General features: G+C 66.6%; 8 protein-coding genes. 2 read left to right on the top strand and 6 right to left on the bottom strand.

Translation table 11 applies throughout. The features are described 5' to 3' along the window. Positions 1-69 precede the first annotated feature (69 nt). The gene (locus MJ777_RS09535) at positions 70-492 is read right to left on the bottom strand and encodes a molybdopterin-binding protein (RefSeq protein WP_239308179.1); all 423 of its coding nucleotides are present in this window, start codon (positions 490-492) and stop codon (positions 70-72) included. Positions 493-772: 280 nt separating this feature from the next. Here MJ777_RS09535 and MJ777_RS09530 point away from each other — a divergent pair, with 280 nt between their 5' ends. Further along, entirely contained in the window at positions 773-1,054 is a 282-nt protein-coding gene (locus tag MJ777_RS09530) for a hypothetical protein (RefSeq protein WP_239375330.1), read from the top strand. A 154-nt stretch (positions 1,055-1,208) separates the two neighbouring features. Here MJ777_RS09530 and MJ777_RS09525 read toward each other — a convergent pair whose 3' ends face one another. The 5 genes from MJ777_RS09525 to MJ777_RS09505 all read right to left on the bottom strand — a co-directional run bounded on the left by MJ777_RS09525 (position 1,209) and on the right by MJ777_RS09505 (position 7,461). Then, complete coding sequence (locus MJ777_RS09525) at positions 1,209-2,417, bottom strand: ABC transporter ATP-binding protein (RefSeq protein ID WP_239375327.1); 1,209 nt, start codon at positions 2,415-2,417, stop codon at positions 1,209-1,211. Continuing rightward, positions 2,414-3,250, bottom strand: coding sequence for an ABC transporter permease (locus MJ777_RS09520; RefSeq protein ID WP_370651407.1), 837 nt, complete (start codon positions 3,248-3,250; stop codon positions 2,414-2,416). Before MJ777_RS09520 ends, MJ777_RS09525 begins: the two co-directional genes overlap by 4 nt. Next, positions 3,247-4,056 (bottom strand): molybdate ABC transporter substrate-binding protein, encoded by an 810-nt coding sequence (gene modA, locus MJ777_RS09515; protein ID WP_239308182.1) that lies wholly within the window; start codon positions 4,054-4,056, stop codon positions 3,247-3,249. The genes MJ777_RS09520 and modA overlap by 4 nt, the downstream gene beginning before the upstream one ends. 57 nt (positions 4,057-4,113) lie before the next feature. Then, on the bottom strand, positions 4,114-4,533 hold the full coding sequence (locus MJ777_RS09510) for a molybdopterin-binding protein (protein ID WP_239308183.1): 420 nt from the start codon (positions 4,531-4,533) through the stop codon (positions 4,114-4,116). A gap of 288 nt (positions 4,534-4,821) precedes the next feature. Then, the gene (locus MJ777_RS09505; RefSeq protein ID WP_239375324.1) at positions 4,822-7,461 is read right to left on the bottom strand and encodes a cytochrome P450; all 2,640 of its coding nucleotides are present in this window, start codon (positions 7,459-7,461) and stop codon (positions 4,822-4,824) included. Positions 7,462-8,412: 951 nt separating this feature from the next. Here MJ777_RS09505 and MJ777_RS09500 point away from each other — a divergent pair. Further along, positions 8,413-9,230 (top strand): MFS transporter (locus MJ777_RS09500; RefSeq protein WP_239375301.1); only part of this gene is annotated, 818 nt, incomplete at its 3' end.

Here is a 9,230-nt window from a genome sequence, read left to right as displayed (position 1 = left end):
GCTCTTAGTTGATCATGAAGGGTGGCGGTGCTTTTCCAGCGGCGACCGCCGTGCCGGACACCCACGACGTCAGGCGGCGGAGAGCGCGACCTCCGTCGACTTGATCAGAGCGGTCACGGTGGAACCCGACGCGAGACCGAGATCCGTCGCGGCCGCCCGGGTGATCGCCGCTGTGATCTCGCCACCGCCATCGAGGGCGATGTGTGCCACGGTCATGGCATCACCGGTCTCGAGCCTGGAAACCGTGCCAGGCAGCTGATTGCGGATACTGAGACCAGCGACGGTCCCGGTGGTCAGCGACACTTCGGTCGATTTGATCAGAACGTCGACAGCGGACCCCACCGAGATGCCGAGATCCTTGACCGCGTCCATGGTCACCGCGGCGGTGACACGTTGTCCACCGGTAACGTCGATCGATACTGTGCCCATCGCTGCCCCAGTGGTGATCTCGGTAACGGTTCCCGCGAGCCGGTTGCGAATGCTCAAGCTCATTGATCTACCTCATCACGTCAGGATGTTGCTCAGGGGAGAACCGCTCCCAGCCTACGTACAACGGCCACGTACGTCATCAACCTTGTTACCCGTAATGCCCGATAAGGGCGCCTGGCGACAGAGGCGTGGATCAAGGAGCGGGGCTGAGGCGCGTGCCCCAGCCCCGCGATGCCGCCTCCCCTGTTGCCGGTCGCGCTACGCGTGTTTCGGAAGCCGTCGTTCGATCAGGGAGCCGCGTCCAGGTGGTTCCTGGTAAGGCCGCGGACCGGACCGATACCGGATGAGTTGTGTCGGTGTGGCCGAGAACGCGGCCAGGGGCCGCCTGAGCGTGGCGAGCCGAACAGCTGGCTTTCGCGACGCGCCCTACGCCGCCGCCGACCTCGCTGCCGCGCATGGGTTCGTACGGCCGGCCGGGCCGGTCCGCGCCCCAGCCGTGCTGGATTGGGGGCCGTACTCGCGCGGTACCGGTAACCCACGAACGGCTTCGCGCCGCACCCGCAAGCGGGTGGCTGGTCGTGCCGGCGGTCGCGGGCAGGCCGTCGCCCATGACGTGGGCCTGTGAACGTCCATGCGGCGCGTCGGACGCTGGTGAACGACGAGGCGGCGGGCGTCGATGGGATGGGCGCATCGCCGCCGAGCCGCTGGTTGCTATAGGTAATGATGGAAGACAGTGCAACAATTTTATTGTTCCGCATATAATGATCATATATCGAAAATCAGCCGCGGCTGCGGATGTTCATACACTTGCCAGCCGCGGCTTCGCCAGCCAGGGCGTCGTCCCCAGCCAGGGCGTCGTCCACCGAATCGGGATAGGTCTCGATGTCGGTCGCTTTGAAGGATGCCCAAACGATCATCCCTGGTTCCAGTCGCAGGTCGGCGAGCGCGGCCGGGGTGACATCCGCGAGCACCGGCGGGGCCGCGTCCACCGCGGCCCGAGCCCGGTCACCCAGCAGCTCCAAGCCGGTAACCCGGCCCATCAGCGTGTTACGAGCGCTGCCGTGCGGCTCGTCCACCCCGAGGACGACGGCGGACGGCCGCAGCGCGGCCAGCACCCGTCCGCTGATCGCGGTGTCCGCGATCGTGAGGAGGCCGCCACCGGCCAACCGCACCCGGCCCGCGTCGGCCTCGCCCCGGTAGAGGTTCAGCCCGACGAGCCGGGCCACATAGTCGGTGCGGGGCCGGCGTGCCACCTCGGCCGGCGGGCCCTGCTGTACCACCCGCCCCGCCTCCACGATGACGATGTCGTCGGCGAGCACCATCGCCTCGATCGGATCATGGGTCACGAGCACCGAGGGGCCGGCGAACCCGGTGAGGTGCCGGCGTAGATCCGCCCGGACCGCCAATCGGGTGGATGCGTCCAGCGCCGCGAGAGGCTCGTCGAGCAGCAGCAGGCGGGGTTCCGCGGCCAGGGCCCGGGCGAGCGCGACCCGCTGGGCCTGCCCACCCGACAGCGCCCCGGGACGGCGGCCCGCGAACTCAGCCAGGCCGAACCTTGCCAGCCACACCCCGGCGGCGGCGCGGGCCTCGGCGCGGGGAACTCCCCGGCAGCGCAGGGCGAACGCGATGTTGTCCCGAGCGGACAGGTGGCCGAACAGCAGATAGTCCTGGAAGACCATGCCGACCCCGCGGCGTTGCACCGGGACGAAGATGCCCTCCGCTGAATCATCCAGCGTAACGCCGCCGACGCTGATACGGCCGGTGCCGATGGGCTGGAGGCCGGCGAGCGCCCGCAACAGCGTCGTCTTGCCCGACCCGTTCGGGCCGAGGACAGCCATCGTCGTCCCGCCCGCGACACGTACTGTCACATCCAGCACGAAACCGTTCGCGCGCGCCACCCGGACCCGGGCATGCAGGTCGCCGCCACCCGCCGCGGCGGGCACCGCCGACAGCCGCGTCACCGCGCTGCGCCCTCCTGTCTCGCTCACAGTGTGGTACCCGGCCGCAACCAGCGTTCCCGCAGCAGCAGCAGGACACCCACCGCGACAGCGAGCAGCACGACAGACAGCGCGATCGCCGCGTCCGGATCGGTCTCCAGCGCAAGGTAGACCGCCAGCGGCATTGTCTGGGTTGTCCCCGGGTAGTTCCCCGCGAACGTGATCGTCGCGCCGAACTCGCCGAGTGCACGTGCCCAGCACAACACCCCACCCGCCGCGAGTGACGGCGCGATCATCGGGAGGGTGACCCGGCGGAAGGTGACCAACCGGCTCGCGCCAAGGGTGGCGGCGGCCTCCTCGAAGCGCCGATCGGTCGACCGCAGCGCCCCCTCCACCGTCACGATCAGGAACGGCATCGCCACGAACGCCTCCGCCAGGACAACGCCGGCGGTGGTGAACGGCAGCGTGATGCCGAACCAGGCGTCCAGGTACTGGCCTAGGACCCCCCGCCGGCCGAACGCGAGCAGCAACGCGACCCCGCCGACCACCGGCGGCAGCACCAGCGGAACCGTGATGACCGCCCGCAACAACCTCCGGCCGGGAAAGCTGGACCGGGCCAGCAGCCAGGCCAGCGGTACCCCGGCCAGCAGCGACAACGCGGTCGCGATGGTCGTGGTCAGCAGCGACAGCCGCAGCGCCTCTCCCACCGCCGGTGTGGCCAGCAGCGCGGGCAGGTTGCGCCACGGTGCCCGCACCAGCAGAGCGGCCAGCGGGAGCAGGAGAAACCCGGTCGCGGCCCCGCCCGCGACCGCCAGCGGAACCGGCACCCGTCCGTCCCTGCTCCGGCCGGCTCTTCCGCGGCCCACAACCGGGAACTGACTCACGAACCGGGCGAGAACCCGGCCTTGGCCAGCACCGCCTGCCCGCTGCTCGACAGGACGAACGCGACGAACGCCGCCGCGGCGGTGGGGTTCGGCGCCTTCGTCAAAGCCGCGATCGGATAGGCCGTGGAGGCGTTCTGATTCGCGGGGATCGGGATCCCCTTGATCTTCGCCGCGGCGGCCTGCGCGTCGGTGACATACACCATGCCGGCGTCGACCTCGCCGAGTTCAACGGTGGTCAGCACCGCCTTCACGTCCGGGCCATAGGTCTTTGGCGTCACGCTGACGCCCGCGTTGGACAGGACCTTGGCCGCGACCGCCCCGCAGGGGACCTGGGCCTGGCACAGTGCCACCTTCACTCCCGGCTTTGCCAGGTCCGCGACTGAAGCGATGTTCGCTGGGTTGTTCGGCGGGGTGACGATCTCCATCGTGTTCTTCGCGAACGTCGTCGGCTTGGTTGCCGACCCGGCGTCGACGACGGTGGCCATGTTTGTTGGACTCGCCGAGGCGAACACGTCCGCGGGCGCGGCCTGGGTGAGCTGGGTCGCCAGCGTCGAGCTCGCCCCGAAGTTGAACTTCACGGTCGTCCCGGGATGCGCCGCCTCGAACTGCTTCCCGATCTCGGTGAACGACTCCGTCAACGACGCGGCCGCGAACACCGTCACCGTCCCGGTCACCGGCGCTGTCGTGGCTGGCGGCGCCGATGGCACCGTCGACGCGGCACTGGATCCGGTCGTGTTCGATCCGCATCCGACCAGGACAGCAGTCGCCAGGGCGCACAGCGCCCAGAATTTCGATCGCGTTCTCACGCGTCCCCCTCAACACGAAAACGTCCGCCGGTGCCGACGGCCCCGGCGTGGAATGGCTCAACGGCGCTGCTGAGGAAGTTCCATCACCACGTTGGTCGACTTCACCGAGGCCACCGCGATCACGCCTGGCTCCAGGCCGAGATCGTCGGCGGACTCCCGGCTCATCAACGACACGATCCGGTGTGGACCGGCCTGGATCTCGACCTGCGCCATCACCCCGTCACGGACGACCCGGGTAACGATGCCGGGGAAGCGGTTGCGGGCTGACTCACCGACCACTGCGGCGTCTCCCGCCAGCGGCCGGTCAGCTGAGGCCGCGAGCTCCTTGCTGAACTGCGCCAGCGCCGCGCCCTCGACAGCCTGCCGACCGCTGTCGTCACGGATTACTGGCAATCTGCCCGCGTCCGCCCAGCGACGCACTGTGTCATCGCTGACGCCCAACAGGCCGGCCACATCCGATATCCGCAAAGTCGTCACAGACGCACGATAGCCAGCGCATCCACGTCTGTCTTCCGGAAGGCTGACCGAATTCGCGGTGAGTCATTTTCTGCGACGGTGAGTTATTGATGGAGCCGTCTGCGCATAGCAGCCGCGACAGTGCCATGCCTTCTTGTCATCTTTCCGTCATGCTGTCACTACAGCGGAAGGAGCGGGGCTGGAGTGCGTGCATCGCGCGGTGGCACGGGGAGCCACCCATGGCATGGGCTCTCTTTTCCGCAGGGCACGGAACGGTCCGCCCGGCAGGCCGGCTGCCGGGCTGGCGGATCAGCTGGCGTCGCTTGGCACGGGGCCTGTGCCGGTGGTCGTGGCCGGACGGGGTTTCAGGATCATCAGGTACGGTCCGGTGCCCAGTGATGCTTTCGGGACGGCGGTGTGCGGCTTGGCGCCGGGCGCGGGGCATAACCGCCAGCGGGCGGCGATCGTGGCGATCGCGAGCGTCGTCTCGGCACGGCTGAAGGTGTCACCGATGCACTTGCGACTTCCCGCGCTGAAGGGCACCATCGCGCCGCGCGGGAAGTTCTTGGCGTGTTCGGGCAGCCAGCGGTCCGGGTCGAAGCGTTCCGGGTCGGTGAACAAGGAGGGGTTGTGCCCCATCACGTACGGGCTGTACATCACGATGGTGCCCGCGGCCAGCCGCTGTCCAGCCAGCTCGGTCTCCCGGGTGGTCGTGCGGGTGAGTAACCAGGCTGGTGGATACATCCGCAGGGTCTCGCACAGAACCCGCCAGGTGTAGTCCAGCCGTGGCAGGTCGTCGAACGTCGGTGGCCGGCCACCGAGTACTTCGTCGAGTTCGGCGTGCAGCCGGGCTTCGACCCGCGGGTGCTCGGCAAGGACGTGGAAGGCCCAGACCATGGTGTTGCCGGTGGTCTCCGTCCCGCCGATGAGCAGGGTCATGATCTGGTCGTAGATCTCCTCGTCGGTCAGCCGGTGCTGGCTCTCCTCGTCGCGGGCGGCTACGAGGATCGACAGCAGGTCGCCGCGGTCGGTGCTGGTGCGGCGCTGAATCTCGATCGTCTCTTCGATAATCGTGTGCATCCGGGCCCGTGCCTGGTTGAACCGGCGGTTATCCGGGGTGGGGATCTTCTCTTGCCAGCCGATCGGTGCGACCGTCCGCTTGTAGACGCCCCGCATGATGATCGGCATGTAGTGGGCGATCTCGGGAATGATGGGACGGTCACTCACCGTCGTCGCGAACATGGTACGGGCGGTGATCCGTAGGGTCAGGGTGTGCATCGCGTCGTTGATGTCAAACAGCTGGTTGTCCGTCCAGGAGCTCAGGAGATCGTCGATCTCTTCCCGCATCAGCCTGGTGTAGCCGGGCAGCCGGGACGGGTGGAACGCCGGCTGGAGCATCCGCCGCTGCTGGCGGTGGTCTTCCCACATCGAGCTGACGAGCCCGTTGCCCACGAGCAGCCGCACCTTGTCGAACAGTGGCCCGCCCTTGTCGAAGGTGTGTGTGTCCATCAGGACCTGCGTGACCAGCTCGGGGTGGCAGGCCAGATAGGCCTCGCGCGGCCCGATTTTGATCCGGACGAGGTCTCCTTGGGCGGGTAGCGAGGACAGGAACCGCAACGGCGACCGCCACAGCTGGAGGGCGTGGCCGATCACCGGGATGCCGCCCGGGGCGGTCGCGACGGAATAGGCACGGTCGGTCCCGTCTTTGCGGGGGGACGGCGTGGCCACCCGGTCGGGAGCGCCGCCGGATGTGTCGGCCTCTGAGGCTGCGGCCTCCGAGGCTGCGGTCACCGTTCTGTGCGGGACCGGGCATCCGGGCGCGGTGCTGGTCCCGGTGGCGGCGGTGATCGCGGTGGCTGGCGTCTCGACCGTCCCGACCGGCCAGGGCTGTGATCGGAAGCGTGTCACGGAGGCGTGGAGGTCTACCCATCCTGAGGTCGAGCCGTCCCATGCCGAGCCGTCACCGAAGTAGCGCGGGGTCAGGTACTCGAACTCCTGGCTGCCGCCCATCAGGTGGTCTACCGCGGTGAGGTAGGTGCGTACGTCACCGCGTGTACCGAGCGGGCCGGACAGCAGATCGTCGCGAGCCTCGATGTAGGCCTTCTCATGGTGCTCGACGAGTGCGCAGAGCCGGTTGACAGCGTCTTGCAGGCTGAGCCCGTCTCGTTCGGTCAGGACCCGTACGACGGTCATCGTGTCGTCCTGGGCGCGTTCCTTACGCCATGACAGCAGATCGTTTATTATGATCATTTGTCGTCGGCAGTGCTGGTGGACTTCGGTGAGCTGCGGGAGAACGTCGCTCATGTCCACGGCCGCGCCGTACTCGGTCAGCAGTTCGATGAAGTCGCAGCCGAAGCTGTCCATCCGGACTGCCAGGCAGGCTTCGTAGTCCGGTACGTTTTTTGTGATCTTAGAGTGGATCTCGGTGGCGCATCCGCGTAGGAAGGCCTCCAGGCTCGCGGCGAACCTGGACACCTGGGCCGGGCTGAGGTTGGGGCTGATCCGTTTCCAGAGGTCTTTGGCCGCGCGGCTGTAGGGGAGGTCGTTGGCCGGATCGCCGTCGCCGCGGAAGTCCGCGATGATGGTGGCGAAGACATCCCGGGCCTTGCCGTCACTGGCGCCGAGGGCTGATCGGTCCGAGACGAAGCTGTCAATCACCGTCACGTATTGGTACCAGTCCGCGATGTCGCGAGCTCGTTGCTCGTCAGCGTTCGGAACAGTGAGAGGACCATAGATCCCGTTTCGCTGGCGCAGGAAGGCCAGCAGGTCCTCCTCGGTCGCGAAGCACGCGCCGAGCTGCGTCCGTACCCAGCCGTTCGAGGCAAATTCGATCTGGGCGGCTTTCGGGTGGTAGGCGAACGGGAGGGAACGCGGCAGCTCAGGGAGAAAGAATTCCCGCGCCGGCGGAGTGAACGCATCCAACCTGGTGAGCGTCGGCTCTGCTTCCATAATCATTCCTCGGGTGGAATCTGGGGCGTGGTTTGATGCTACGAATAAGTAAGCTGCCCCGTGTTGTCGCGGTCGGCGGTCCTGATATCAGCTGGTCAGTGAAATGACTGCGTGAGGAAAGCGGCAATCAGGCGCCGGGAAAGAAGCGTTTTTGGAATCATGGGGATGGTCGGAAAGCGTGGTCGAAGGTTTTCCGGTGAGAACGTCAGCGGAGCCGGAGTACTGGAAGGACCGACGTTGGCGGGTGCTGTCGGGAATCCGGTACCACGGGTCCGGCTGGCCTGGGGAAGAGAGTGCGCGATCGTACCTCTCCACATTGGGTGAGCAGCACAAAACCTGATGAACAGCAAACAATCCGGTCGGTGAGAGCCAGCGGAGCTGACCGTGCTAGATCCCCCGTGGAACCGCGTCAGTGCGGCCGGCCGGAGCCGACCGCTCTTGCTGATCGGAAGAAGCGCGCGGAGGGAAGAGTAGCATGCTGGCCGCAGCCACGGAAGTATATGATTTGATCATCCGTAAATGCGCTGGTTGGCTGGCTGGAACGGGGAGCTGCCGGCAATGAGGGGAGCGACATCGCGGGGTGGGGCAGCGCTTCGCGATGTACGCACCCCGCCTCCGTCCATTGATCATCTTCCAGTTGCCGGGCGCTCGTGGCGGCGCGGATGGGTGTGTGCCCATCGGAGGATTTTCGTTACAGGGCGTAATTATTAAAAGGAAGTTTGTATAATTATTTTTCATTTTTAGATAAATTATATTTTTATAATGAGAGGATCGGGATCCTCTTGTCGAGCCTTGAGCGGGGCTGCGTCGTTGGCACGCGGTGTCGATGTGATCATTGTCATCTGTCGGCCGTCTTCGGTCCGCAAAAAATCCCCCGGGAGGGGGGAAGCGCGGCGGTCTGGCCGGCCGCGATGGTGCGTACCAGGTTTCCCTCCTGGGATGGGTCGACGCATGGGCCAAGATCAAAAAAAGGAAGCGGGCCGGCGCGCTGGCAAGGAAATCAGCGGAGCCGGAATCGTCCTGCTGACGCTTGCGTCAGGGCAGTTTCTCATGACGCTTGACAGCTCGGTCATGAATGTGTCGATCGCGACCGTCGCCAAGGATGTCGGCACGACCGTTACCGGCATCCAGACAGCCGTCACCTTTTACACGCTGGTGATGGCCGCATTTATGATCACAGGAGGTAGGCTCGGCCAGATTCTCGGCCGAAAACGCGCTTTTGTCATCGGGTGCGTCATTTATGGATGTGGATCATTCATTACCGCGCTTGCCGGGAACCTTGCCACGCTGATGTTCGGGTGGTCCTTTCTCGAAGGTGTCGGGGCAGCGTTGATCATGCCGGCGATCGTAGCCCTGATCGCGTCGAACTTCACCCGCGACCAACGCCCGCGCGCGTATGGGCTCGTCGCCTCGGCCGGCGCGATCGCGGTGGCGGCGGGCCCCCTCATCGGCGGGCTGCTCACTACCTATCTGTCCTGGCGATGGGTGTTCGCCGGTGAGGTTCTCGTCGTGTTCGTCATCCTGATCCTCACCCGTCAGATGGCCGACACCCCGCCCACGGTGGGCACGCGGCTCGACCTGGTGGGCACCGTGTTGTCGGCACTCGGGCTCGGGCTCGTCGTGTACGGCATTCTCCGTTCGGGGAGCTGGGGCTTTGTCCAGCCCAAGACGGGTGCTCCCAGCTGGCTTGGACTGTCGCCGGTCAGCTGGCTGATACTCGCGGGCGGGATTGTGCTGCGGCTCTTCCTATGGTGGCAGACCCACCGTCT

The organism is Protofrankia sp. Cj5, from assembly GCF_917627405.1.
In the GTDB taxonomy this organism is placed as follows: Bacteria; Actinomycetota; Actinomycetes; order Frankiales; family Frankiaceae; genus Protofrankia.
The sequence above is the reverse complement of the archived record's forward strand: the minus strand, read 5'-3'. Positions and strand labels throughout refer to the sequence as shown.

What these genes read in the sequence shown, in the direction of transcription:
- MJ777_RS09535 (WP_239308179.1), bottom strand. Translation starts at nt 492, where the DNA reads ATGAGCTTGAGCATTCGCAACCGGCTCGCGGGAACCGTTACCGAGATC.
- MJ777_RS09530 (WP_239375330.1), top strand. Translation starts at nt 773, where the DNA reads ATGAGTTGTGTCGGTGTGGCCGAGAACGCGGCCAGGGGCCGCCTGAGC.
- MJ777_RS09505 (WP_239375324.1), bottom strand. Translation starts at nt 7,461, where the DNA reads ATGGAAGCAGAGCCGACGCTCACCAGGTTGGATGCGTTCACTCCGCCG.